Source organism: Hylemonella sp. P2_B10 (assembly GCF_056404875.1).
The window spans coordinates 334,089-357,510 of sequence record NZ_JBFUDE010000004.1; the positions used below are offsets into that span (position 1 = coordinate 334,089).

Genomic DNA, 23,422 nt, shown 5'->3' on the forward strand with positions numbered 1-23,422 from the left:
ATGGCCATCGCAACCTATTCCCGCACCCTCCCCCACGGCATCAGCTTGAGCTGCCGTGCCGCCGGCCAGCCCGGCCGTCCCGTGCTGATGTTCGTGCACGGCTTCCCCGAGGCCGCTTTCGTCTGGGACGAGCTGATGCTTCATTTCGCCCAGGAAACGCATGGCGGCTACCACTGTATCGCGCCCAACCTGCGCGGTTTCGAGAACTCCAGTGCGCCCACCGAAGTCAGCGCCTACAAGCCCAGGCATTTGGCGCAAGACCTGGCGGCGCTGATCGCGATGGAAACCGAAGGCCAGGGCGGCAAACTGGCCTGCCTGGTGGCTCACGACTGGGGCGGCGGCATCGCCTGGAACCTGGCCAACCAGCAGCCGCAACTGATGCACCGCCTGGCCATCATCAACTCGCCGCATCCCGGCACCTTCCTGCGCGAACTGAAGAGCAACCCGAAGCAGCAAGCCGCCAGCGCCTACATGAACGAGTTGATCCGGCCCGATGCCGAGGCGAACCTGGTGGCCAACGACTTCCAGCAGCTGTTCCACGCCTTGAGCAAGGGCTGGGGCGGCGATCACCACCCGGCCTGGCTGACCGATGCGGTGAAAGACCAGTACCGCGCCGTCTGGTCGCTGGGCATGAGCGGTGGCTGCAACCTCTACCGCGCCTCCCCTTTGCGCCCACCGCGCAACGAAGACGCTGCAGCCGCCGCCATCGAGCTGCCCCACAGCATGCTGGCCATCCAGGTGCCCACGTTGGTGATCTGGGGCATGCGCGACGCCGCGTTGTGCCCTGAGCTGACCCATGGCCTGGAAGCCTACATCCCGGACCTGACGCTGCACCCTGTAGCCGACGCCTCGCACTGGATCGCGCACGAGCAGCCACAACTGGTGGCGCGGCGGCTGGGTAATTTCCTGCACGCGGCGTAACGCATTCCGATTCGCTACGGTCTGTCCCGCAAAGTCTCAGTAGACAGGCGGTTGCCCCGGCGGCCGGTCCTTGAAGCGTTTGTGCACCCAGTAATACTGGGCCGGCATGGTGTCGATGTAGCCCTGTAGCCGGCGGTTCATCAGCTTGGTGTCCGCCTCGGCGTCGCCGGTGGGGAAGTCGCTCCAGGCCGGCAGCACCTGCACTTGGTAGCCCTGTGGCGTCATGCGCGTCACCACCGGCACCACCTTGGCCCGGCCCAGCCGCGAAAACCGTGACAGCGACGGCACCGTGGCAGCCGTCACGCCATAGAACGGCACCCACACCGACTCTTCGGGGCCAAAATTCATGTCCGGCAACAGGTACAGCGGCTGACCCTCGCGCAGCGCCGCCACGATGGCCTTGACGCCGTCCACGCGGCCAAACAGCCGGCCCTGGCCAAAGCGCCGGCGCCCTTGCAATATCCATTCATCGGCCGCCTGGTTGGCCTGGTTGGTGTAGATGGTGGTGAAGGCGCGCGGCAACTGCTGCGTCAACGCCGTCCAGCCGGCGTCCAGGCCAACGAAGTGCGGCGCGAAGATCACCACCGGCTCGCTGCCGCTCAACTCCTGCAAGGCGCCCACCAGTTGCAGGCGCCGGCGTGTCCAGGCGGCCGGACCATGCCACAGCCAGCTGCGGTCCACCCAGGCCTGGGCGAAATAGGTGAAGGTCTCGCGCACCAGATCGCGGATCTGGTGCTCATCCAGGTGCGGGAAGCACAGGCGCAGGTTGACCGTGGCCACATGCCGGCGCCCCGGCACCAGCCGGTACAACGCCCAGCCCAGCAACCAGCCGAAAAACCGCAGCCAGCTCAGCGGCAACACGCTGGCCAGGCGCAGCAGCAGGATGCTCAGGCGGCTCAGCATCGCTGGTCACCGCACTGCGCCAGAACGTCGGGCAAGCTCATCCCCGGGGTTCCTTGTAGCGGGCATAGCCCCACAGGTACTGGCCGGGGCACTGGGCGATCAGCCCTTCCATGGCCTGGTTGATCTGCGCCACCGCCTGCGCCATGTCGGCCGACAAGGGCTGCGCCAGCGCGCTCAGGTGCAGCCGGTAACCGCGGCCCACCGGCAGGCGCTCGCCCCAGGCCAGCAGAAGCTGCGCACCGGTCTGCTGCACCAGCCGGGCAGCCAATGTCATGGTGTAGGCCGGCTGGCCGAAGAAGGGGGACCACAGCCCCATGCCCTGCGGCGGCACCTGGTCAGGCAACAGGCCTATGGCCTGGCCGGTCTTCAAGGCTTTGAGCATCTGCTTGACGCCGGACAGCGTGGTGGGCGCGGTGGCCAAGCCAGGGCGCTGACGTGCATGCTCCACCACCGCACGCAACCAGGGCTGGCGCGCCGGACGAAACAACACGGTGATAGGCCCGTGCGCGGCGCCAAATTCGCGCGCATAGCCCTGGGCCGTGACCTCGAAACACCCCATGTGCGGCGTCAGGAACACGATGCCGCGTCCCCGCGTCAGCGCTTCGTCGATCAGCGGCTTGCCGTGCCATTCAATCGGCAACGGCGCGCCAAACCACAGCCGGGGCAGCTCGGCCACCAGCTTGCCCGCCTCGCCCACCGCCCCACGGCTGGCCTGCCAGGGGAAGCCGGCCTGGCGCGCATTGGCCAGGAAGCGGCGGCGGTAAATGCCCGAGCACAAAAAAACCAGCCACCCCAGGGTCCATCCCAAGCCATGCAGCAGCCCCAGGGGCAGGCGTGACAGGGTTTGAAACAAAAGGGTCATGAGTCGGATAAAATACGCGAGTCGCTGAGTTACGGAACTACTTGCAGGGCGACACCACAGCGGTGGCAACAAAAATTGCCGCCATTGTGCCTTGTCAGCGTTGCTGACACCGCTGCTAAAGCGTTCGCCCAAGCTCCCCAGCCCAGGCAACGCGAATCCCCTGGTGTTTGTACGTGTTTGTGGAGTTTATTCAAATGGCGAACGACTTTCTCTTTACCTCCGAGTCCGTCTCTGAGGGCCATCCCGACAAGGTGGCCGATCAGGTGTCGGATGCAATCCTGGACGCGATCTTCAAGCAGGACCCCAAATCCCGCGTCGCTGCCGAAACCCTGTGCAACACCGGTCTGGTGGTGCTGGCGGGTGAAATCACCACCAACGCGCATGTGGACTACATCCAGGTGGCGCGCGACACCATCAAGCGCATCGGCTACGACAACACCGAGTACGGCATCGACTACAAGGGCTGCGCGGTGCTGGTGGCCTATGACAAGCAGAGCAACGACATCGCCCAGGGCGTGGACCACGCGTCGGACGACCACCTGAACACCGGCGCTGGCGACCAGGGCCTGATGTTCGGCTATGCCTGCGACGAGACGCCCGAGCTGATGCCCGCGCCGATCTACTACGCGCACCGCCTGGTGGAGCGTCAGGCCCAGTTGCGCAAGGACGGCCGCCTGCCCTTCCTGCGGCCCGACGCCAAGAGCCAGGTGACGATGCGCTATGTGGACGGCAAGCCGCACAGCATTGACACCGTGGTGCTGTCGACCCAGCACGCGCCGGACCAGAGCGATGGCGCGAAGATGAAGGCGTCCTTCAACGAAGCCATCATCGAGGAAATCATCAAGCCGGTGCTGCCGAAAGAGTGGCTGAAGGACACCAAGTACCTGGTCAACCCCACCGGCCGCTTCGTCATCGGCGGCCCGCAAGGCGACTGCGGCCTGACCGGCCGCAAGATCATCGTCGACACCTACGGCGGCGCCTGCCCGCACGGCGGCGGCGCCTTCTCCGGCAAGGACCCGACAAAGGTCGACCGCTCGGCCGCCTACGCCGCCCGCTACGTGGCCAAGAACATCGTCGCCGCCGGCATTGCGCGCCAGTGCCAGATCCAGGTGGCCTACGCCATCGGCGTGGCCCGGCCGATGAACGTGACGGTGTACACCGAAGGCACCGGCGTGATCCCCGACGAGCAAATCGCAGCGCTCGTTAACCAGCACTTCGACCTGCGGCCCAAGGGCATCATCCAGATGCTGGACCTGCTGCGCCCGATCTACGAGAAAACCGCTGCCTACGGCCACTTCGGCCGCGAAGAGCCGGAATTTTCGTGGGAGCGCACCGACAAGGCCCAGGCCCTGCGCGCTGCCGCCGGCCTGAAGTAAGCACCCCGGCACGCCCGCCAGTCTCAGGCCCGGATGAAAGTACAGACGCAGCGCTGGATAGACCGCTGGATAGGCCAGGTTCTGTGCAGCGCGGTGTCGGCCTGGGTCCGGCTGACCTTGCTCGGGCGCGCGCCGCCGCGGCTGGCGGCGCAGCCCCGACACATCCTGGTCATCCTGCTGTCCGAAATGGGCAGCATCGTGCTGGCCGGCCCGATGTTCGCAGCGCTGCGCCAGCGCTACCCCGGCGCCACACTGCACATCCTGCAACTGAAGAAGAACCAGGAAGTCTCGGTGATGCTGGGCCTGGCCCGGCGCGAGCACCTGCACGCGCTGGACGACAGCTCAGGTCTGAAGCTGCTGCGCGACATCCTGCGGGTCAGCTGGCAGCTGCGCGGCCTGCCGCTGGACGCGGTGATCGACTGCGAGCTGTTCTCACGCATCAGCAGCCTGATGAGCTACTTCGTCGGCGCCCCGGTGCGGGTGGGCTTCACGCCGCACACGCAAGAGGGCCTGTACCGCGGCAGCTACATCAACCACGCCATTCCCTACAACCCGTACCAGCACATCAGCAAGCAGTTCCTCTCTTTGGTGGACGCATTGCAAGGCGACAGCCAGCCGCGCAACAAAGCGGCCCCGATACGCGCGCTGCCCGCCGACACACAGTTGCGCGTGGATTTCGCGCCGGATGAGCTGGCCCGGTACAAAGCCAAATTGCTGGCCGATCACCCGCAGGTGCAGGGGCGCCAGCTGGTGCTGATGTACGCCGGCGGCGGCATCCTGCCCGAGCGCGCCTGGCCGGCCGACCACTATGCCCGCGTAGCGCGCGGCCTGACCAGCGCCGGCCACGCCGTAGGCTTGATTGGCCTGCGTGACGACGCCATGCTGGCGCAGGAGCTGAAGACCAAAACGAGCAACGAGCTGTGCCTGGACCTGACCGGCTACACCAAGAGCATCCGCGAGCTGCTGATGCTGTTCCACGCCGCCGACCTGCTGATCACCAACGATGGCGGCCCCGGCCACTTCGCCAGCCTGACCCCGGTGCGCACCATGGTGTTTTTTGGCCCCGAGACCGGCAAGCTGTACGGCCCGCTGGGCCCGCGCGCGCGCATTTATGAGTCGGGCATCGCCTGCTCGCCCTGCCTGAGCGCCTACAACCACCGCAACACGTTTTGCGATGGCGACAACCAGTGCCTGAAACGCATCGCGCCCGATCCTGTGCTGCAGGATGCATTGGACGTGCTGGCGACCCCGCCTGCCGAGGCGGTCGCCGCATGACTCCGGTGCCGCAGAACAAGGTGAGCACCGCCGGGCCGCCCCAAGGTGCGAAGGCCCCCTCGGGGGGCAGTGAGCCACACGCAGTGGGCGAGCGTGGGGGCCACATTTGGCTCTTCAGGACAGTGCAGTGGCTCAAGGGCCTGCGCTACGTCAAGTTCGGCATCGTCGGCGCCAGCGGCACGGTGGTCAACCTGGTGGTGCTGTACCTGGCACATCATTTCCTGTTCAACAACGTCGAGGCGCCGGGCAGCAGGCCCTACTTCTCGCTGGCGCTGGCGATCGCGATTGCCACCGTCAACAACTTCACCTGGAACCGGCTGTGGACCTGGGCCGACCGCGTGCAGGCCAACGCGCACAACCCGCAAGCCGTCCACCCCGGCTTGCTGGGCCAGTTCGTGCGCTACACCGCCGCGTCCTGGTTCGGCATCGCGCTGCAGTACGGGCTGACGCTGTGGTTCACCGACGCGCTGCGCGACTGGGTACCGCTGCTGCCGGCCGGCCTGCGCCCGCTGGTGGCCAATGTGGTGGCCATCGTCATCGCCAGCGTGGCCAACTTCCTGGCCAACGACTGGTGGACCTTCCGCCGCGTCAAGGCGCAGTGAGCCCCAGATGAACTTCACCAGCAAGCCCGCCCTTCCCTGGCTGGTGCTGCTGTTGCTGGCACTGGCCACCTACATCACCGGCCTGGGCGGGCAGAACATCCCCAGCAATGGCGATGAGATGGTGTATGCCCACATCGCCCACCAGACCGCGCTGAGCGGGCACTGGCTGCCGCTGGCCTCCGAGCTGGAGAACATGCGCAACACCAAGCCGCCGCTGCTGTTCTGGCAGGCCATGGTGGCCGGCGACTGGGGCCGGCATTGGACGCTGGCGGCGCTGCGCGCACCCAGCCTGCTGTACACCTTCGCGGTGTGCGGCCTGGTGGTCGCGCTGATGCGGCGCTGGAGTGGCAGCGCCACGCAGGGGCTGCTGGCCGGCTGCGTGTACCTGGCGTTTTTCTGCACTTTCCGTTACGGCCGGCCTTACCTGACCAGCGCGGCCGAGAGCCTCTGGTTTGGCCTGCCGATGTTCTGGCTGCTGGCGCTGCGGTTGAGTCGCGAGTCCCTGGCGCGCCTGGGCACCGGCCGCGCGCTGGCCCTGCACCTGCTGATGGGCTTGGTCTGGGGCCTGGGCGCGGCGTACAAATCCTTCGCGCTGATCGCACCGGCCGCGGCAGCCTGGTGGTGCGCGGCCTTGGTCAGCGAGCCCCAGCTGAACTGGCGCCTGACCCTCAGGACGACCGTGCTGTGCGCCTTCAGCGTGGCTTTGGGTGTGGCCATCTTCGCGCTGTGGTTCGTGTTGGACCCAGACCCGGTCGCCGTGTGGCGCGAGTTCATCGTCGGCGAAAACGCCGGCAAGCTGGCCAGCGGCGAAGGTTATTGGCACACCGCGCTGCATGGCGGCTCCAGCATCTGGGCGCAGTTGCTGGCCTATGTGCAAAATGCCGGGCTGCTGGCCCTGCCGGTGCTGGGGCTGATGTTGCTGGGTGCCTGGGCTTTGTACAAGCGCGTGCGGCCCGATGTCACCGTGGCGCCGGTGCTGTGGCTGCTGCTGGCCTGGTTGGTCGTGTGGCTGCTGACCTTCACCGTGCCCAGCCAGCGCTCGGCCCGCTATGTGATCCCCGCCATGCCGGCGCTGGCCTTGCTGGTGACTTGGTACTGGCCACGCATCCCGCGCATCTGGTTCTGGTTGACGTTGCCGCTGTGCGGCATGGCGCTGCTGGTGTTGGGCCGTATCGCCTGGGTGGCGCATGGCCTGCAGCTGGGGACTGGCCTGGGCTTCGCGCTGACGATGGGGGTGTGCGCCGCCGGCGCCGTGGCCATCGTTGGCGGGCTGCTCAAGGCCCGTTGGACGCGCACCAGCGCCCTGGTGGCCAGCCTGGCCGTGCTGGCCTGCCTGGACGGCGCGCTGGCCCCGTTGGATGGGCCCGATGGCCGCTATGACAGCGTCAGCCCGCAACAACTGCACGGCGAGCGCGTGGCCATTCCCAACGGCTTCAACGGCTCGTTCGAGCGCTACCAGTTCCTGCTGCCCGCCGGCAACCGCTTTGTGCCCTATGACGTGGGCGCACGCGCCGCCAGCCGCAACACCGGGCCGGCCACCGGCACCAGCGCCAACGATGAACTGGCGGCTCTGCTGGCCAGTCACGGCGCGGTGGCCTGGGAGCAGTCCAACGCGCTGGAGCCGCAGCCCCCCTGCCTGCCGCAATGCCGCGTGCTGGGCACGCGCTGGTACTTCAAGGGCCGGCACGCGTCCGGCGAAATCACCCTGACCAACCTGTGGTACCCCGAGCAGTGGTTGTTCAGGCGCGAATGGCTGCTGGCACCGGCCGCGCGTTGAACACGTAGGCGCGCAACAGCAGCCACAGGCCGCGCACCTGCAGACAGAGCCACAGCAGCGGGTCCAGCAGCGCGTCCCACAGGTTGCCGCTGGGCCAACGCCACAGCGCGAACAGCAGCAAGGCCAGCAACAGGCCAGCGCCCAGGCCGGGCGTCTGCGCACCGCGCAACACCCACAGCCCACCCACCACCACCAGCACAGCCAACAGGCTGGCCCGGCCGAAGCCTGCGGCATACAGCTGAACCGGCAGCAGCGCAAAACTGTCCAGCAGCAAGGCCCACCCCAGCAGCACCGCGCACAGGCTCCACGCAACGCCCAACGGCGTGGGCCCAGCCGGAGCCGCTGCTGCGGGTGCCGGCGTCAAGCCGTGCGGCGCTGCACCAAGCAAGCCCGTCCACAGCATGCGCAAGCACAACAGCACCGTCACCAGGCTGGGCCCCTGGAACACCAGGCCGAGCGCAAACGCCGGTGACCACGGACCAGGCAGCAGCGTCCACAGCAGCACCGCAGCACCCAGCAGCGCGCGCACGCCACGCGGCAGCCTGGCCGCCAGCACCACCACCATCCCTGCCAACACCAGGGCCCACGCGGCATGCCAGGCCCAGGGCATGCCAGCCGGTGCCGGCAGCACTGGCGCCTGCGTGGAGAACCAGGCCGTCCACGTGGCGGGCATCTCCAGGGGTTGCATCACCTCCACCCTCATCGCGGCACCTGCTCAAACCCAAAACGCTTCCAGCTGATGCGCTGGCGCTGGTCGGTGTAGCTGACCCACAGCGCCTGGTCGGCCCAGGCCATGGCGGGGTAGGAAAACTCGTCCGGCCGCTGGCCCGCAGCGGCAGGCTGCATGGTCAGACCACCCGGAGGCTGCCCGGTCACGCCAGCCAACGGCTGCACCGGCGTCCAATCCAGGCCATTGGCCGAGCGGCTCAGCGTCAGCACCGAACGCGAATGCGGAGAGCTGTTGTGGGCCAGGAACTGGCTGCCCGGCCCCAATGCCAGGCCGGCCACCGACGAATCGTCATTGCGCAGCGCCAGGCCGGGCAGGTCTTGCCAGCTGGCGCCACCGTCTTGCGTCTGCACCACGCCCACGCGGGCCTGCGCGCTCTGGTCGCGCATCAGCGCCAGCCAATGGCCGCCGTCCAAGGCCAGCAGCGTGGGCTGCAGCAGGTGGCGCTGGCGCGACATGCGCACCATGCCGCGGAAGTCGCCTTGCGCATCAAAGCGCAAGGCCACCGGGTACTTGACGCCCAACTCAAAGTACACCGGCAGCAGCATGCCGCCGTCCTGCAAGGGCAGCGGCGCCGCGCGCACCAGGTGGCTGGTGTTCCACAGCCACGACAAGGGCAGCGCGCGCAACGGCTCAAAACGCAACACGCCCAGCGCATGCCCGGTGTTGGCCTGTCGCAGGTGCAGGATGCGGCTGGCTGCCCAGCCGCCCAGACCAGTGGCCACCACGAACAGGTGGATGCGGCCGTCGCCGTCCAGCCAAGCCACGGGGTTGCCCAGGCGGCGCAGGCCAAAGCCCAGGGCGGCACCCGCCTCGTGCCGGTCCACCACAAAACGCGCGGGCAGCCACTGCTGGCTGCGCCGATCGAAGGCACTGGCGGCGATGCGCACATCCGGCGCGCTCTCCTGCTGGCCGGCAAACCAGAAGGCCAGCAGCGCAGCGGCGTCGCCCGCCGGCAAGGCCAGCAGGCTGCTGGCATGCGCGGCCGGCGTGCCTGCCGGCATGGGGATGCTGCCGCGCCCGCTTTCCACCAGGGTCAGCGCTTGGCCCGCCAGCGGCACCGGTGCGCCGGGCGGGGTTTGCGCCAATGGCATGGGCAAGGCTGGCGGCCGCTGCCAGCCGTCCAGCGTGAGCAGCACCACGGCTGCCAGCAGCAGGCCGGCCAGACGCCCGCCCGCGCTGCGGGTGGAGAAGGAGATGAGAGAGTTCAGCACCGCCGCGAATCATATAGAGTCCTGCTAAGGAGGCTCTGATTAAGTCCTCGCCATGCGCGGCGAAGACTTCATCAGAGCCTCCCTTTGACACATCTGCAACAACGCCTTGCCGTTAAGATGGGGCGATACCAACCTAGACACGCGTGGGGATGTTCAGCCGCTCAAGCCATGGCCTTTGGCCGCAGACTGCCTGTCTGGCATTGCGACGCCGCGCCATGCAGGTCTGCGCGCTGGCCGGTCTGCTGGCGTTGGCCCTGACGCTGCCCGGGCCGGCCCAGGCCACCGAGCAGGACGATCTGGCCAAGCTGGAGAGCGTGGTCGCGCTGGGTGAAAAAGACGGCAACGCCGCCCTCAAGGCCTTGACGGCCTGGCATGCGCAATGGCCCGCGCCGCCCAGCTACCCGGTGCAGCGCGGCTACCTGAAGACGTTGATCACCCTGCTGGTCGAGTCCGGCCAGTTGCCGGCCACCACCGGGCCGATTGCCGAGCTGGCCAAGCTTGCCAAGGCCAACAATGACCCGGCCGCCAGCGCCCAGGCCACGGTATTCGAGGCCGCCAACCTGACCGAGGCCGGCAAGCCGGAAGCGGCCATCGCCAAGCTGGGCCAGGTGGCGGAACTGGCCGAGCAAAGCCGGGACGCCGAAACACTGCGCAAGTTCCACGCCGCCTATGGCGCCGCCCTGCTGGCATTGGGCAAGTTCGAGACGGCGTTGCAGCATTGCCTGCAGGCGCTGCAGTTCGCTGACCAGCAAACCACACACGCCAAAAGCGCGCGCCTGCGCGAACTGCGAGGCTTGAGCAACCTGTACCTGGCGATGAAGAACCCCGAGAAGGGGCTGTCGGTGATCAAGGAAGGACTGGCGCTGGCCGAGCAGTTGGGTGCCAAGAAGATGCTGGCCGCCCTGTACCTCAGCGAAGGCTATGTGCTGGTGGACCTGAACCGCCCGCAGGAAGCCGAATTGGCCAACGACTACGCGTTGCGCTTCAGCCGCGAAGCCGGGCTGACGCGCATCGAGGCCACGGCGCTGATCAACATGGCCGACCGCTACCTGGTGACGCACGACTACGCCAAGGCGGCCAGTACCGCCCGGCAGGCCATGGCCAAGGCCCAGGAGGCTGGCAGCCAGAGCGGCCATGCCGCCGCCCAGGCCAACCTGGGGTTCGCGCTGATCGGGCTCAAACAGATCAACGACGGCATGGCCGAAGTCAAGAGTTCACTGAAAGCCAACCGCGACGCCGGCAACGTGGCCAACGTGGAGGGCATCCTGGGCGAGCTGAGCCGCATGCTGGAAGAGGCTGGTCTGCACAAGGATGCGCTGGCCGCGCTGCGCGAGCAGCAAAAGCTCAGCGAGGAGCTGTTCCGCTCGGACCGCGCCAAGGCGGTGGCGTCGCTGCAAGAGCAGTTCGACACCGCGCAGCGCACCAAGCAGATCGAATTGCTGGCGCGCGAAAACAGCCTGAAGGACGCCGAGCTGAGCAACCGCCGGCTGCAGCAGATCGTCACGCTGCTGGGCGCGGTGGTGACGGTGATGGCCGCGGTGTTCGTGTTCCTGCTGTACCGGCGGGTGCGGCGCACCAACCTGAAGTTGCGCGAGGCCAACAAGCAGCTCGAATTCCATTCGGTGCGCGACCCGTTGACCGGCCTGTTCAACCGGCGCTCGTTCCTGGACCTGATGAAGCGCCGCGCCCAGGATCATGTGGACGGTGGCCGCCGCGAAGACTCGGCCGGCAATCCGGACGGCCTGATGATCATGGACATCGACCACTTCAAGCAGATCAACGACACCTACGGCCATGCCGTGGGTGACGTGGTGCTGGTGGAGGTGGCCAAGCGTTTGCGCGCCACCGTGCGCGACTCCGACATGGTGATGCGCTGGGGCGGTGAAGAGTTTCTGGTGTACTCGCCGCGTGCCAACGCCGCCCAACTGCAACGCCTGGCAGAGCGCCTGCTGCACGCGATAGGCGACACACCGGTGGCCAGTGGCGAGCAGTCGGTGCCGGTGACGGTCAGCGCGGGCTTTGTCACCTTGCCCTTTTCTGGCCTGCCCGAAGGTCGCTGCAACTGGGAAAAGGCCATGCAGATCGCCGACATGGCGCTGTATGTGGGCAAGCTCAAGGGCCGCAACCGCGCCTATGGCGTCAGCCGGCTGCTGGTGCCCAGCGAGCAGGCCATGCCGGTGCTGGAGACTGACCTGTCCGCCGCGTTGCGCGCCGGCATGGTGGAATTGATTGAAGTCCTGGGCCCGGCCAAGGCACAATAGGGCAGGCTTCCGCCATGCCCATGCACCGTTTATGACCGCGAACACGCCCCTCCTGCGCCACGCCCTGCCGGGCGTGCTGGCGCTGTTGCTGGCGGCTTGTGCCCAGCAACCTCCTGCCGGTGCACCGGCAGCCACGGCCACCCCAGCGGCCACGGCCGCCAGCGCGCCTGATGCGGCAACCAAACCCGCGCCAGCGGCGGCTGAGCGCGACCCCAACCCAGCCGCCACCGCCGCCAAGCTCAGCCTGAATGCCGTGGACCTGCTGGAAGCGGGCAACGAGGAGCAGGCCGCCGCCGAATTGAAACGCGCCCTGGTCCTGGACCCCGGTAACAAGCTGGCGCAAAGCCTGACCCGGCAGATGACGGAAGACCCGGTGGCGCGCTTTGGCCGCGAATCCTTCCCCTATGTGGTGAAGGCGGGCGACACCCTGTCACGGATCGCCGGTCGCTTCCTGGGTGACATCTACCTGTTCCATGCGCTGGCGCGCTACAACGGCATCAAGGTGCCGCGCCAGGTGGGTGGTGGCCAGACGCTGCGCATCCCCGGCAAGGCGCCGCCACCAGAAGCCAAGACTGCGCCCAGCGCCGCCGAGCCGGCCGAAGCCAGCCCGGCGCAGCTGGCCTTTCGCAGCGCGCAAGCGGCTGAAAAGGCCGGCGACCTGGACAAGGCCCTGGCCGACTACAAGACCGCCGCCGGCATGAACTACCCCGGTGCCGGTGTCGCCCTGGTGAATGCGCGCAAGAAGCTGGTGGACAAGCACTCCAAGGCCGCCCGCGCGGCGCTGGCGCGGCAGAACCTGGACGCCGCCATCGAGTCCTGGGACCAGGTGCTGCTGCTGAAACCCGACGACAGCACCGCCCAGCTGGAGCGCCAGAAGGCGCTGCGGCTGAAAGAAGCCTTGTCGAAGAAGTAGGCCCAGGCCTGCTGGAAATACCGGCGTTCAGCAGCCGGCCGGCAGCGCGTTCACGGCAGGGTCTTCATCACCGCCAGCGCACCGGCATGCTCCGGCACCACCTGCAAGGCCCGGGTAAGCCAGGCCCGGGCGCCCTTGGCATCCTGCGGCAACAGGCCTTGCGCCTTTTTCAAGCACACCTCGGCCATCTGGGCGCGCGCCTGCGCGTCGCCGGGGGCGGCAACCAACCGGGTCTGCAGCAGCACAAACGCCTCGTCGAATTCACCCTGGCTGATCAAGGCGGCCACCTGCTCGCGCTCCAGCGCGGCGTCAAACTGGCCGGCGACCTGCGCCTTGCCGACGGTCAGGCGCGAGGCCTGGCCCAGAAAATCCCGCTTGTTGCGTGCACGGTCCACCGCGCGCAGCGCGTTGGCCGCCTCCGGCTCGCGCGGGCGCAACGCCAGTGCCCCCAGGTAGGCCTGCTCGGCGCGCTCCAGGTTGCCGCGCTTCCATTCCTGCTCGCCGCGCTGCATGCGTTCGGCATAGGCGCTGGCCACGCGGCCGCGCGCCACCGCCAGCTGGGCATCAAAACGCCCGGGGCGCAGCAGCGCCAACACCTCCCAGGCCAGCACGGCATCGGCCAACCGGGCCTGGCGCTCGGCCGCCAGTGCACGCTCGCGCCAGCGCGCCTCAAACTGCACCAGCGGCTCACCGCCCGTGCCTGCCGAGGCGCCCAGCGGTGGGTCCGGCATGGCCGGCCCGGGCGGCGCCGAGGCGCAGCCGGCCAGCACGGCAACCGAGCACACACCCATCCATGCAAGCGGGCTGCTGCTCATGGCCTCATCGCTGCAACGGCCGGCTGGTTTGCAGCCTGGCCTTGAAGGCGTCCAGGTCGTAGTTGCCAAAGATCATGGTGCGCCTGAGCATCAGCGGCTGGGCATAGAACGGGTTGCCGCCGGGGTTGACGGTGACCGCCAGCCGGTAGTGGTTGCGGCCCATCGCCTCCAGCACGGTGTCGTTGGCGTCGCCAAAGGGGTAGGCATAGTCCAGCACCGGGTGCTGCGGCAAGCGCCGCTCTATGGCCTCGCGCGGCGCGCGCGCCTCCAGGTCGATGCGCTGGCGGTAGCGCGCCTCGGTTTCGTCCGGCAGGCGTTCCAGCAGATTGGCATGGGTCTTGGAATGCGCCTGGATGTCCACCAGGCCGGACTTGCTCATCTCCTGGATCTGGCTCCAGTTCAGCGCTTCACCGGCACCGACGAAATCGGTGTAGACGAAGAGGGTGGCGGCAAAACCGTGGCGTTTGAGCACCGGGAAGGCATGGCGGTAGACCGACTCATAGCCGTCGTCAAAGGTCAGCACCACCGTCTTCGGTGGCAGCGCACGCTCGCCCTGCAAAAAGGCCGGCAAGTCCTTCAGCGCCAGCACCCGGTAGCCGTTGGCGGCCAGCCAGTCCATCTGCTGCGCGAAGCTGGCCGGCGGCACGATCATGCGGTTGCTGCCGGTACCCAACCGGTGGTAGCACAGGATGGGGATGGTCTGGTAGCGATCGGCGCGCATGCCGCCCGGATTGGGTGCCTGCAGCGGCAGCACCAGCGGCTCGCCGGCACGCGCGAGCGCCACGCCATTGAGTTCGGCAATCTCCCAGGCACGCGTGACGTCACCCAGCTGGCTGGCGGCCACGGCTTCGAGCGTTTCGCCCGCTGCCGGCAGGTAGATGGCCAGGCGGCCATTGCCAGCCAGGGTGCCGCCGACGGCTGGGGCACGCTGCGTCGTCGCCGGCTCGGCAACCGGGGTGCCTGGCCCACCGGCGCAAGCCGCCAAAGCAGCGGGCAGCACCACAGCCAGCAGGCGCATGCCCAGCCGGCACCAACCCGGCCAGCCCGAACCAGGCTGGCGCGGGCCGGAAAGGCACGGCAGCGGCGGCATCAGCGCCTGGCCACAGGTGCAGCCCCCTTGGCCAGCACCTGGGTCTTGGAAAAATCGTCGGCCTGGGCGGATGTGGGGGGCTGGGTCTCGTCGGATTGCAGTTCGGCCGGGACAGTCGGTCCGGCGTCGGGTGTGTCGGCCGGCGTCACCGGGGTCAGGGTCGACGACAGCTCGACCGGGCTTTCGGCGCTGTTGGTCACCTGCGTGGTGCTGGTCGCCACCCGGTCATGCAGTGCCTGGGCCATGTGGTTGAAGGCGGTGTACAGCGCGCCGTATTCATCGCGCCGCTGCTCGGTGATGCGCAACTCGTAGTGGCCGCGCGCCACATCCGCCATGGCGCGGCGCAGCACCTTGATGGGCCGGGCAAACCAGTTGGCCACGAAGTACATGGCCACGCCCACGGCCAGCACCGTCACCACCACCAGCACGGCCATCAGCATCAGGCTCAGGCGCGCCACGCTGACCAGCGGCTGCTCGGCAATGCCCAGGTCCACCAGGCCGACGGTCTTGCCCTGGAAGGTGATGGGGGCCTGAAAGCCCAGCACGTTGTCGTCGCCCACCAGGTAGCGCCGTATCTTGACGCCGCCCTTGGCCGTGCCCAAAGGCTCGCCAGCGCGCGGCACGTAGCGCTTGTCCACCTGCGCCGGATCGCTGGAGACCTTGACCACGCCAGCGGAATCCATCACCTGGATGCTGGCAAAGTCGCCGGTCTTCATGATCTCCTGCACCGACACCTCCACCGCGTCCCACTCGTCGCCCAAGGCCGACACCGCGCTTTGCGCGGCGATGAAACGGCCCAGCGAGGCGCCGTAGTCGGTCACCTGGGCAATCAGGGCAGCGCTTTGCTGGTGGTGGATGATGGAGCCGGTGACACCCATCACCGCCAGCACGATGCCGCCCATCCACAGCGCCCACTTCATGCGCAGCGGCAAGGCCGGCTCGCGCTCGCGCTCGCGCGCCGCGTCGTCCATTTCGCGCAGCAGTTCGCGTATCGCCTGCGCCAGCTCGGCGCCGGTCTGGAAACGCTGCTGCGGCTGCTTGGCCAGGCAACGCTCAACGATGCGGCGCAACGCCGGCGGCACGTCGGGGCGCAGGCGCTCCAGCGGCAGCGGGTCCTCGTTGACGATCTTCATCGCCAGCGCCACCAGGCTGTCACCCTGGAACGGCACCTGGCCGCCCAGCATCAGGTACAGCATGATGCCGGCCGAGAACAGGTCCGAGCGCCCGTCCACCTTGGACCCCTGCGTCTGCTCGGGCGACATGTACTGAGGCGTGCCCAGCACGTCGCCAGCGCGGGTGGTGTGCATGTCCTTGTTGCTGACCATGTGGGCGATGCCGAAGTCCATCACCTTCAAGGTGTGGCCGTCGGCCAGCAGCATCATGTTGGCCGGCTTGATGTCGCGGTGCACCAGGCCCTTGCCGTGCGCATAGTCCAGCGCCATGGCCAGTTGCAGGCCGATTTCCAGCACCTGGCGCACCGGCATGGGCCCTACCCGGCCTATCAGGTCGTTCAGCGCCTCGCCCTCGATCAGCTCCATGGCCATGTAAGGCCGGCCCTGGATCTCGCCCACGTCGTAGACGGTGACGATGTTGGGGTGCGACAGCATGCCGGCGGCGCGCGCCTCGCGCAGGAAGCGGGCGCGGTAGCCCTCGTCCTCGCAATAGGCGGTGTGCAGGAACTTGATGGCCAGCACCCGGTCAATGCCCGGGTCATAGGCGCGGAACACGCTGGCCATGCCGCCGCGCCCTATGCGTTCGCTGACCTGGTAGCGCCCCACCTGCTGCGGCTCCGCCGCGCTGGCCTTGGCGCCTATGGGCAAGGTGTCGGAGTCGCCGGGCATCGTGACATCGATCATCACGTAGGTACTGCCATCGTCAGACTTCACGACCTTGGTATCTTCTTCCGACATGAGCTTGCCAAACAGGGATTGAGCCGGCACGGCGTGCCGGGGCGGGCTTGATCACATTATCAGTGATGGCTGTGGTGAATGCCGTAACCTCCTGTCAAGGCCGTCCCGATGCCAGCGTCCTGGGTATACTGCCGCGTATTCCCTCATTGCAACCAGCGGCTGTGCAAATCACCTCACAAACCTTGGGCTCGGTGCGCGTCCTGGCGATTTCCGGTCGCGTGGACCAGGCGCATGCCAAACCGCTGGAAGAGGCGCTGGCACCCCATCTGGCCCAGTGCACGGGCGACGCCGGGCCGCTGGTGCTGGACTTTTCCGGCGTCGACTACATCAGCAGCGTGGGCCTGCGTGTGCTGCTGCTGGCCGCCAAGCAGGCCAAGACCCAGGGCGGGCGCATCGCCGTGGCGGCGCTGTCACCCATGGTGGCCGAGGTGTTCCGGGTCAGCCGCTTTGACCTCGTGCTCAGCGTGCACGCCACGGTGGAGGCGGCGGCGGCCGCGCTGACACCATGAAAATCAGGTTCTGGGGGACACGAGGCTCCATTCCGGTGTCTCTGACCGCCCGGGACGTACGCGCCAAATTGGGCACCGCGCTGCAGGGCGCGCAAGGCAAGGACCTGTCGCCGCCGGGCGCGCTGGACGCCTACCTGGACAGCCTGGGCTTCGAGACCACCGGCACCTTTGGCGGCCATTCCAGCTGTGTGCAGCTGGACAACGGTGGCCCCGAGCATGTGATCCTGGACATGGGCAGCGGCCTGCGCCCACTGGGCCAGGCCATGCTGGAAAAGCACGGCCAGGGCAAGCCGCAGAGTTACCACATCTTCATGTCCCACCTGCACTGGGACCACATCATGGGGTTCCCGTTTTTCACGCCGGCCTACATCCCCGGCAACCGCATCACCATCCACGCCTGCCACCCGGAGGTGGAGTTCGCGCTGCGCCGCCAGCAGGACAACCCGTCGTTCCCGGTCGGCTTCAACATCATGGGCGCGGACATCCGCTTTGATGTGCTGCAGCCGGGCCAGACCTATGAGATCGCCGGTATGGCGGTCACCGCGCACAAGCAGCGCCATGCCGGCGACTCCTATGGCTGGCGCTTCGAGCACGCGGGCAAGCGCGTGATCTACACCACCGATTCCGAGCACCACGTGGACGACGAGGCCGAGCGCGACGCCTTCATCCGCTTCTTCGACAGCGCCGACACCGTGATCTTCGACGCCATGTACTCGCTGGCCGACACCTTCTCGGTGAAGGAGGACTGGGGCCATTCCAGCAACATCGTGGGCGTGGAACTGTGCCAGGCCGCCCGGGTGCGCCGGCTGGTGATGTTCCACCACGAACCGGCCTATGACGACCTGCAGATCGCCCAGGTACTGCGCGAGACCCGCCGCTTCGAGGAAATCACCCGGGACGACCATGCCCTTGAAGTCCTCTCGGCATGGGACGGCCTGGAGCTGGAGCTGTGAGCGCCCTGCGCGCGCTGTTGCACCGCATCTTCCTGTTCCAGCGCGGGCGCGCGGTGGCGCTGGCCATTCTGCTGGCGCTGTGCTGCGCCAACTGGCTCAGCGACAGCGAACCAGCGCGCAGGCGCAGCGGCTTTGCAGCCGCCGTCTCGGCCCCCTTCGCGGCCATGCACCAGTTGCTGTTCGACAGCTACCTGCGCACCTTCCCGCGCCAACCCGGCGAGCAACCGGTCACCGTCATCCGCATTGACGAGAAAAGCCTGCGGACCTTGGGCCAGTGGCCCTGGCCGCGCGACCGCATGGCCGACCTGATCGACGCGGTGGCCAAGCGCAAGCCGGCCGCCATCGGCCTGGACGTGTACATGCCCGAAGCCGACCAGACCTCGCCCACCCAGGTGGCCAAGGGGCTGCCGCCGGGCAATGAGGCGCTGGCCCAGGCCCTGGGTGGATTGCCCTCCCACGACGACCGGCTGGCCCAGGCATTGCACGCCGCGCCCACGGTGCTGGGCGTGGCCGGCTTCGACTTTGAGACGCTGACCACCCGGGCCGGCCTGCGCACCGTGCCCGTGCAGACCAGCGGTGCCGACCCCCTGCCTTTTGTGCGCCGCTACCCGCAGGTGCTGGCCAGCCTGCCGCAGTTGCAGGCCGCCGCGCAAGGCCAGGGCGTGACCTCGTTCGAGGCCGATGAATCGGTGGTGCGGCGCGTACCGGTGGTGGTGGCGGTGGGCAGCCAGCTGGTGCCTTCGCTGGCCATGGAAATGCTGCGCCTGGCCACCGGCAGCTCGGCCGTGGAGGTCAGCGCCAGCGCGCATGGCGTGCAGAAAGTGGCCACCGCCGACCTCATCGTGCCGACGCAACCGCAGGGTGATGTGTGGCTGCATTTCGCACCCTTCAGCCAGGGCAAGGACCGCTGGGTGTCGGCCGCCGACGTGCTGGCCGGCAAGGTGGCCGACGAGGACATCGCCAGCAAGCTGGTGCTGATCGGCCTGACCGGCTCCGGGCTGAACGACATGCGCTTGACCGCCCTGCGCGAGATCGTGCCGGGCGTGGAGATCCAGGCGCAGATCCTGGAAGCCTTCTACAACCGCCACTTCCTGTTGCGCCCCTGGTGGATGAAGTGGGCCGAGGCGGCCTTGTTCCTGGGCCTGGGCCTGCTCATCATCTGGCTGGTGCCTAAGGCGCGGGCGCGCTTCACGCGCCAGGGCGGGCGCGAGCCCAATGGCGCCGGCTGGCTGGTGCTGGGCGCCAATGTGGCGGTGTTGGCCGCCGGCTACCTGCTGTTCTGGAAATGGGGCCTGCTGTTTGACAGCACCGGCATGCTGGTGGGCTGCGCCTTCCTGATGGTCAACCTGGTGTTCAGCTCGCTGCTGGAGATCGAGACCGAAAACCGCGACCTGGCGGAAGAGCAACAGCACCTGCTGGAAGAAGCCGCCCGCGTGTCCGGCGAGCTGGCCGCCGCCCGGCGCATCCAGCTGGCTTCGCTGCCCGATGGTGCCAACGCCTTCCCAGGCGAGCAGCGCTTCCAGCTCGCCGCCATGCTGGAGCCGGCGCGCGAATCAGGCGGTGATTTGTACGATTTTTTCCTGCTGGGCCCGCGCCAGTTGTGCTTCGTCATCGGCGATGTGTCCGGCAAGGGCATGGCGGCGGCAGTGTTCATGGCCATGGCCAAGACGCTAACCAAGAGCCTGGCGCTGCGCACGGCCGAAGGCCCGGCGGCGGTGGTGACCGCCGCCAACACCGACCTGGCGCGCGACAACTCCGAGATGCTGTTCGTCACCCTGCTGCTGGGCGTGCTGGACCTGGACAGCGGCCGCCTGCAACTGGTCAACGCCGGCCACGAGATGCCCTGGCGCCGCCTGGTCGGCGAAGCCGTCACCCAGGTGCCCACCGGCCCCGAGGAAAGCGGCCCGCCGCTGTGCGTGGTGGAAGGCTTCGTCTACCCCAGCGTGGAGGTGCAACTGCGCCCCGGCGAGCTGCTGTGCATGGTGACCGACGGCATCACCGAGGCGATGAACAAGGGTGGCGAGCTGTATGGCACGGCCAGACTCGGCGCGGTGCTGGAGCAAGTAGGCCCGGTGGACAGCGCCAACATGGTGGTGCACCGGCTGCGCCAGGATGTGGCGGGCTTCGTCAAGGATGCAGAGCCCTCGGACGACTTGACGGTGCTGGTGCTGCGCTGGAACGGGCCCGCCCACTAAGCAAAACACACCCGGTTGCGCCCGCTCTCCTTGGCCTGGTAGAGCAGCACATCGGCCTTGGACAGCATGGCTTGCACGGTGCCGGCGGCGAGGTCGGCACACAGGCCCATGCTCATGGTCACCTTCAGATCGGGGTGGAACTGCTGCCAGGGGAAGTTCTGCACCATGTCGCGCAGCTTGTCGCACAGCGCAGCGGCCTGGGGCAGCGGCGTTTCCGGCAACACGATGACGAATTCCTCGCCGCCGTAGCGCGCCACCAGGTCCGAGATGCGCATGTGCGTGCGCAGGATGGCGCCGATCTGGCGCAGCACCGCGTCGCCGGTGGCGTGCGAGAACTGGTCGTTGATGCGTTTGAAGAAATCGATGTCGCCCAGCACCACCGTCATCGGACGGCCATGCCGCAATGACTGCTGGAACAGCATGGAAGCCTGTTCATCGAAATGGCGCCGGTTGTACAGCTCGGTCAGCGCATCGCGAATGCTCATTTCCTTCAACTCGTTGGCCTGCTGCTGGATGGTCTGGTGCGAGGCCTTCAGCGATTCATGGCTCTGGGCCAGCTCCTCGCTCATCTGGTTGAAGGCCTGGCCCAGCAGCGCCACCTCGTCGCGCCCCTGCACCGCCACGCGCTGGCGCAGGGCGCCGGCCTGCATGGCTTGCACAGCGGCGGTCAGGCGGCGCAGCGTGCCACTCAGGCCATTGCCCAGCAGCAGCCCCAGGCCCAGCGCCAGCGCGCAGGCAGCGGCCACGCCATACAGCAGTGCCTCACGCATGGCCGCCAGATATTCGCGCTCCTGCTTGCTGGGAGTGAGCACACCTTGCGGTGAGATATAGGCTTGCGCCTGCCCGTTCACCAGCACCGGCAGCAGGTCGCCGCGTGCGTTCTCAGGCAGCAGTTCGCCAGGCCTGTAGACACCTGCGCCCAGCAACACCTGAAACCGGCCATCAGCCAGAATGAAGCGGTACTGCGGCTCCTCACCCGGGGGTGGGGGCTCCGGGCGCTGGCCAGGCGGCGGCGGCCGTGGGTTTGCCGCGCCCAGGGGCGGTGGTCCGGGTTCGCGGCCCGGTTCAAATCCGCCATCGCGCCCACCCTGCCTTGGGGGGCCTTCGCGCGGGCCATCCCGTTCCGCCGGCGGGGCGTCGTCGGGTCGTTGTCGCCGACGCTGCTCCATGAAACTGCGAAACGGTTGCGCCGCCTGGCCCGCTTCCCACGAGCCATAGCGCTCCAGGTAGGTCTCCACACCGGTCTGGAAATCGGCTGCGGCGTGCTGGCGGCGCATCGTGTCCACCTTGCTGGTCACCCGGTTGTAGGTCAGGGCCCCCACGAGGGCCACAGCGGCCAGGCTGCTGAACAACAGGGCCAGCACGAATTTGAAACGCAGGGACATCGATCAGGGAATTTTCAACAAAGTTGCGCTGAATTGTAGGCAGGTCGTGGCAGCCTCCCTGGCCGCTCACCACGTCTTGCGTGGCGTCGGCATGCCGAACGTGTCGGGCGGTGGTGGTTCAGCCCGCCGCACGCGGCGCGAACAGCAACTGGATGCAGTTGCGCTCATCCAGCCGCTCGTAGTGCGCATGGTCAGCCAGCTGGTAGACCAGCAACCGTCCCACGCCGCCTATGGCGCGCTCATCCATTGGCAACTCGGTGGCCTTGACCACGTTTTCCAGGTCATGGAAGGGGTCGAAGGCGGCAAAGGCGTCTTCATAGCGCAGGTGCAGGCGGCCGTTGCGCGGCTCCACCGCCAGCCAGACGGCGGCTTGCTCGTCATTGCCGGCGTTGCCGTACAGCACACTGTTGGCGAACAGCTCCTCGATCGCGGTCTGCGCACGCAGCACGGTGCCGCGGTCGGTGCCGGCGGCTGCCTTTTCGACATGTGAAAGCAGGGCCTCCAGCGATTCCATTCTGGCGGGAAAGCGGTATAGTGATCCGTCTGTCGTCATCATGCGTTTGACCGCATTAGAACAGCCATTGAGGAGCGAATCAAATTGAAAAAACTGAAATTCCTGCGATGGGGCCTGTTTTTGACCGTGGCCTGGGGCACCATGGCGACGGCCTGGGCCGCCGATGAGGCCGGCACGGTCAAGGTCAGCAAGGGCAGCGCCTATGTGGATCGCGCCGGGCAAAAGACGCCGGTGACCGTGGGCATGCACATCCTGGTCAGCGACCGGGTGGTGACCGGCGCCGACGGTGCCATCGGCATCACGCTGCGCGACAACACGCTGCTGTCGGCCGGGCCCAATTCGGTGCTGGACATCAACAAGTTCGCCTTCGACAGCACCACCCACGCCGGCGTCATTGACGCCTCGGTGCGCCGTGGCACGCTGTCGGTGATTTCCGGCAAGATTTCCAAGTCCTCGCCCGACAAGGTGGTGTTCTCCGCCCCAGGCATGACGCTGGCGGTGCGCGGCACCGAGTTCGTCATCGACGCCGGCCAAAAGGAGCTGTGACGTGGGTTTCGTCCTGGTTGCCGTGATCGCCGCGGCCATCTGGCTGACGCCGTCCCCACCGCAGAGCAAGGTGGTGCTGCTGCCGGGCGCCGACGGCAAGGTGGGCGCGCTGGTGGTCAAGTCCACCGGCAACGAGGTGCTGCTGGACACCGCCTATGCCGGTGCCACCGTGGACGCCAAGGGCAACACCGTGGCGCAGGCGCAAAAGGCCGACGAGACCCGCGCTGCCTACGCGCAGGTGCTGGCGGCCATGCCGGCCAAGCCGCGTTCCTTTGTCATCTATTTCGAATTCGGCCCCAAGGTGGAATTCGTCGCCGCCGCCGGCCCGGCGCTGAAGGAGCTGCGCGATTACGTGGCCACGCTGGCGGCGCCCGAGATCACCGTCATCGGTCACACCGACACCATGGGCCCGTCAGACGCCAACGACCTGCTGTCCATCAAGCGCGCCACCGCGGTGCGCGACTTCTTGCTGGACGAGGGCATCAAGGCCGCGCGCATGGAGGTGTCGGGGCGAGGCGAACGCGAGTTGGCGGTGCCTACCGCTGATGAGGTGCCAGAGCCGAAGAACCGGCGGGTTGAGATAAGCGTCAGGTAATTTTTTCCCCACTCACTCCCCCAGCCCCATCTCCCGCCCCGCCGGGCGGAAGAGGGGAGCCTCATTTGGCTTTAGCGCT

Annotated in this window: 21 protein-coding genes; 12 read left to right on the forward strand and 9 right to left on the reverse strand. The window is 67.7% G+C overall.

The genetic code is table 11. The features are described 5' to 3' along the window. Entirely contained in the window at nt 1-921 is a 921-nt protein-coding gene (locus AC1DX2_RS19405) for an alpha/beta fold hydrolase (protein ID WP_477198042.1), read from the forward strand. A gap of 36 nt (nt 922-957) precedes the next feature. On the opposite strand, the gene AC1DX2_RS19410 is transcribed toward AC1DX2_RS19405, so the two are convergent. Both AC1DX2_RS19410 and AC1DX2_RS19415 read right to left on the reverse strand, forming a co-directional pair. Further along, nucleotides 958-1,824, reverse strand: coding sequence for a lysophospholipid acyltransferase family protein (locus AC1DX2_RS19410; RefSeq protein ID WP_477198043.1), 867 nt, complete (start codon nt 1,822-1,824; stop codon nt 958-960). A gap of 37 nt (nt 1,825-1,861) precedes the next feature. Further along, complete coding sequence (locus tag AC1DX2_RS19415) at nt 1,862-2,686, reverse strand: lysophospholipid acyltransferase family protein (protein WP_477198044.1); 825 nt, start codon at nt 2,684-2,686, stop codon at nt 1,862-1,864. A gap of 194 nt (nt 2,687-2,880) precedes the next feature. Here AC1DX2_RS19415 and metK point away from each other — a divergent pair, with 194 nt between their 5' ends. From metK to AC1DX2_RS19435, 4 genes are all read left to right on the forward strand, one after another. Then, nucleotides 2,881-4,062 carry a methionine adenosyltransferase gene (metK, locus tag AC1DX2_RS19420; protein WP_477198045.1) on the forward strand — a complete coding sequence of 394 codons (1,182 nt, stop codon included), beginning with the start codon at nt 2,881-2,883 and terminating at the stop codon, nt 4,060-4,062. Between the two features lie 33 nt (nt 4,063-4,095). After that, the gene (locus AC1DX2_RS19425) at nt 4,096-5,337 is read left to right on the forward strand and encodes a glycosyltransferase family 9 protein (protein WP_477198046.1); all 1,242 of its coding nucleotides are present in this window, start codon (nt 4,096-4,098) and stop codon (nt 5,335-5,337) included. 122 nt (nt 5,338-5,459) lie between these two features. Next, a complete protein-coding gene (locus AC1DX2_RS19430) occupies nt 5,460-5,939 on the forward strand; it encodes a GtrA family protein (protein WP_477198047.1) in 480 nt (159 codons plus the stop codon). Nucleotides 5,940-5,946: 7 nt separating this feature from the next. After that, the gene (locus AC1DX2_RS19435; protein ID WP_477198048.1) at nt 5,947-7,716 is read left to right on the forward strand and encodes an ArnT family glycosyltransferase; all 1,770 of its coding nucleotides are present in this window, start codon (nt 5,947-5,949) and stop codon (nt 7,714-7,716) included. Here the strand turns inward: AC1DX2_RS19435 and AC1DX2_RS19440 are convergent. Together AC1DX2_RS19440 and AC1DX2_RS19445 are read right to left on the reverse strand one after the other, a co-directional pair. Beyond that, nucleotides 7,679-8,407 (reverse strand): hypothetical protein, encoded by a 729-nt coding sequence (locus AC1DX2_RS19440; RefSeq protein WP_477198049.1) that lies wholly within the window; start codon nt 8,405-8,407, stop codon nt 7,679-7,681. The genes AC1DX2_RS19435 and AC1DX2_RS19440 overlap by 38 nt on opposite strands. Before the next feature lie 8 nt (nt 8,408-8,415). Then, a complete protein-coding gene (locus AC1DX2_RS19445) occupies nt 8,416-9,657 on the reverse strand; it encodes an exo-alpha-sialidase (RefSeq protein ID WP_477198050.1) in 1,242 nt (413 codons plus the stop codon). A gap of 215 nt (nt 9,658-9,872) precedes the next feature. Here AC1DX2_RS19445 and AC1DX2_RS19450 point away from each other — a divergent pair, with 215 nt between their 5' ends. Then, nucleotides 9,873-11,918, forward strand: coding sequence for a tetratricopeptide repeat-containing diguanylate cyclase (locus tag AC1DX2_RS19450; protein WP_477198051.1), 2,046 nt, complete (start codon nt 9,873-9,875; stop codon nt 11,916-11,918). A 31-nt stretch (nt 11,919-11,949) separates the two neighbouring features. Further along, the gene (locus tag AC1DX2_RS19455) at nt 11,950-12,831 is read left to right on the forward strand and encodes a LysM peptidoglycan-binding domain-containing protein (RefSeq protein ID WP_477198052.1); all 882 of its coding nucleotides are present in this window, start codon (nt 11,950-11,952) and stop codon (nt 12,829-12,831) included. Between the two features lie 50 nt (nt 12,832-12,881). Here the strand turns inward: AC1DX2_RS19455 and AC1DX2_RS19460 are convergent, their stop codons facing one another. The 3 genes from AC1DX2_RS19460 to AC1DX2_RS19470 all read right to left on the reverse strand — a co-directional run bounded on the left by AC1DX2_RS19460 (nt 12,882) and on the right by AC1DX2_RS19470 (nt 16,646). Further along, a complete protein-coding gene (locus AC1DX2_RS19460) occupies nt 12,882-13,646 on the reverse strand; it encodes a tetratricopeptide repeat protein (RefSeq protein ID WP_477198053.1) in 765 nt (254 codons plus the stop codon). A 4-nt stretch (nt 13,647-13,650) separates the two neighbouring features. After that, entirely contained in the window at nt 13,651-14,664 is a 1,014-nt protein-coding gene (locus tag AC1DX2_RS19465) for a polysaccharide deacetylase family protein (protein WP_477198054.1), read from the reverse strand. 71 nt (nt 14,665-14,735) lie between these two features. Beyond that, nucleotides 14,736-16,646, reverse strand: a complete 1,911-nt coding sequence (locus AC1DX2_RS19470; RefSeq protein WP_477198055.1) for a protein kinase domain-containing protein — start codon at nt 16,644-16,646, stop codon at nt 14,736-14,738. A 161-nt stretch (nt 16,647-16,807) separates the two neighbouring features. Between AC1DX2_RS19470 and AC1DX2_RS19475 the strand changes: the two genes are divergently transcribed. Genes AC1DX2_RS19475 through AC1DX2_RS19485 form a run of 3 tightly spaced genes read left to right on the forward strand, consistent with a single transcriptional unit; the run spans nt 16,808 to nt 20,303 of the window. Then, on the forward strand, nt 16,808-17,155 hold the full coding sequence (locus AC1DX2_RS19475) for an STAS domain-containing protein (protein ID WP_477198056.1): 348 nt from the start codon (nt 16,808-16,810) through the stop codon (nt 17,153-17,155). Continuing rightward, a complete protein-coding gene (locus AC1DX2_RS19480) occupies nt 17,152-18,108 on the forward strand; it encodes an MBL fold metallo-hydrolase (protein ID WP_477198057.1) in 957 nt (318 codons plus the stop codon). The genes AC1DX2_RS19475 and AC1DX2_RS19480 overlap by 4 nt, the downstream gene beginning before the upstream one ends. Next, complete coding sequence (locus AC1DX2_RS19485) at nt 18,105-20,303, forward strand: CHASE2 domain-containing protein (RefSeq protein WP_477198058.1); 2,199 nt, start codon at nt 18,105-18,107, stop codon at nt 20,301-20,303. Before AC1DX2_RS19480 ends, AC1DX2_RS19485 begins: the two co-directional genes overlap by 4 nt. Here the strand turns inward: AC1DX2_RS19485 and AC1DX2_RS19490 are convergent. After that, nucleotides 20,300-21,688: a GGDEF domain-containing protein gene (locus tag AC1DX2_RS19490; RefSeq protein WP_477198059.1), complete on the reverse strand. Its 1,389-nt coding sequence runs from the start codon at nt 21,686-21,688 to the stop codon at nt 20,300-20,302. The genes AC1DX2_RS19485 and AC1DX2_RS19490 overlap by 4 nt on opposite strands. Before the next feature lie 118 nt (nt 21,689-21,806). After that, on the reverse strand, nt 21,807-22,244 hold the full coding sequence (locus AC1DX2_RS19495; RefSeq protein WP_477198060.1) for an ATP-binding protein: 438 nt from the start codon (nt 22,242-22,244) through the stop codon (nt 21,807-21,809). A 42-nt stretch (nt 22,245-22,286) separates the two neighbouring features. On the opposite strand from AC1DX2_RS19495, the gene AC1DX2_RS19500 reads away from it, so the two are divergent. After that, complete coding sequence (locus tag AC1DX2_RS19500; RefSeq protein ID WP_477198061.1) at nt 22,287-22,748, forward strand: FecR family protein; 462 nt, start codon at nt 22,287-22,289, stop codon at nt 22,746-22,748. A 1-nt stretch (nt 22,749) separates the two neighbouring features. Beyond that, nucleotides 22,750-23,343 (forward strand): OmpA family protein, encoded by a 594-nt coding sequence (locus tag AC1DX2_RS19505; protein WP_477198062.1) that lies wholly within the window; start codon nt 22,750-22,752, stop codon nt 23,341-23,343. Nucleotides 23,344-23,422 lie beyond the last annotated feature (79 nt).

What these genes read in the sequence shown, in the direction of transcription:
- AC1DX2_RS19450 (WP_477198051.1), top strand. Translation starts at nt 9,873, where the DNA reads ATGCAGGTCTGCGCGCTGGCCGGTCTGCTGGCGTTGGCCCTGACGCTG.
- AC1DX2_RS19460 (WP_477198053.1), bottom strand. Translation starts at nt 13,646, where the DNA reads ATGAGCAGCAGCCCGCTTGCATGGATGGGTGTGTGCTCGGTTGCCGTG.
- AC1DX2_RS19495 (WP_477198060.1), bottom strand. Translation starts at nt 22,244, where the DNA reads ATGATGACGACAGACGGATCACTATACCGCTTTCCCGCCAGAATGGAA.
- AC1DX2_RS19435 (WP_477198048.1), top strand. Translation starts at nt 5,947, where the DNA reads ATGAACTTCACCAGCAAGCCCGCCCTTCCCTGGCTGGTGCTGCTGTTG.
- AC1DX2_RS19480 (WP_477198057.1), top strand. Translation starts at nt 17,152, where the DNA reads ATGAAAATCAGGTTCTGGGGGACACGAGGCTCCATTCCGGTGTCTCTG.
- AC1DX2_RS19455 (WP_477198052.1), top strand. Translation starts at nt 11,950, where the DNA reads ATGACCGCGAACACGCCCCTCCTGCGCCACGCCCTGCCGGGCGTGCTG.
- AC1DX2_RS19465 (WP_477198054.1), bottom strand. Translation starts at nt 14,664, where the DNA reads ATGCGCCTGCTGGCTGTGGTGCTGCCCGCTGCTTTGGCGGCTTGCGCC.
- AC1DX2_RS19415 (WP_477198044.1), bottom strand. Translation starts at nt 2,686, where the DNA reads ATGACCCTTTTGTTTCAAACCCTGTCACGCCTGCCCCTGGGGCTGCTG.
- metK (WP_477198045.1), top strand. Translation starts at nt 2,881, where the DNA reads ATGGCGAACGACTTTCTCTTTACCTCCGAGTCCGTCTCTGAGGGCCAT.
- AC1DX2_RS19470 (WP_477198055.1), bottom strand. Translation starts at nt 16,646, where the DNA reads ATGTCGGAAGAAGATACCAAGGTCGTGAAGTCTGACGATGGCAGTACC.
- AC1DX2_RS19490 (WP_477198059.1), bottom strand. Translation starts at nt 21,688, where the DNA reads ATGTCCCTGCGTTTCAAATTCGTGCTGGCCCTGTTGTTCAGCAGCCTG.
- AC1DX2_RS19410 (WP_477198043.1), bottom strand. Translation starts at nt 1,824, where the DNA reads ATGCTGAGCCGCCTGAGCATCCTGCTGCTGCGCCTGGCCAGCGTGTTG.
- AC1DX2_RS19425 (WP_477198046.1), top strand. Translation starts at nt 4,096, where the DNA reads ATGAAAGTACAGACGCAGCGCTGGATAGACCGCTGGATAGGCCAGGTT.
- AC1DX2_RS19405 (WP_477198042.1), top strand. Translation starts at nt 1, where the DNA reads ATGGCCATCGCAACCTATTCCCGCACCCTCCCCCACGGCATCAGCTTG.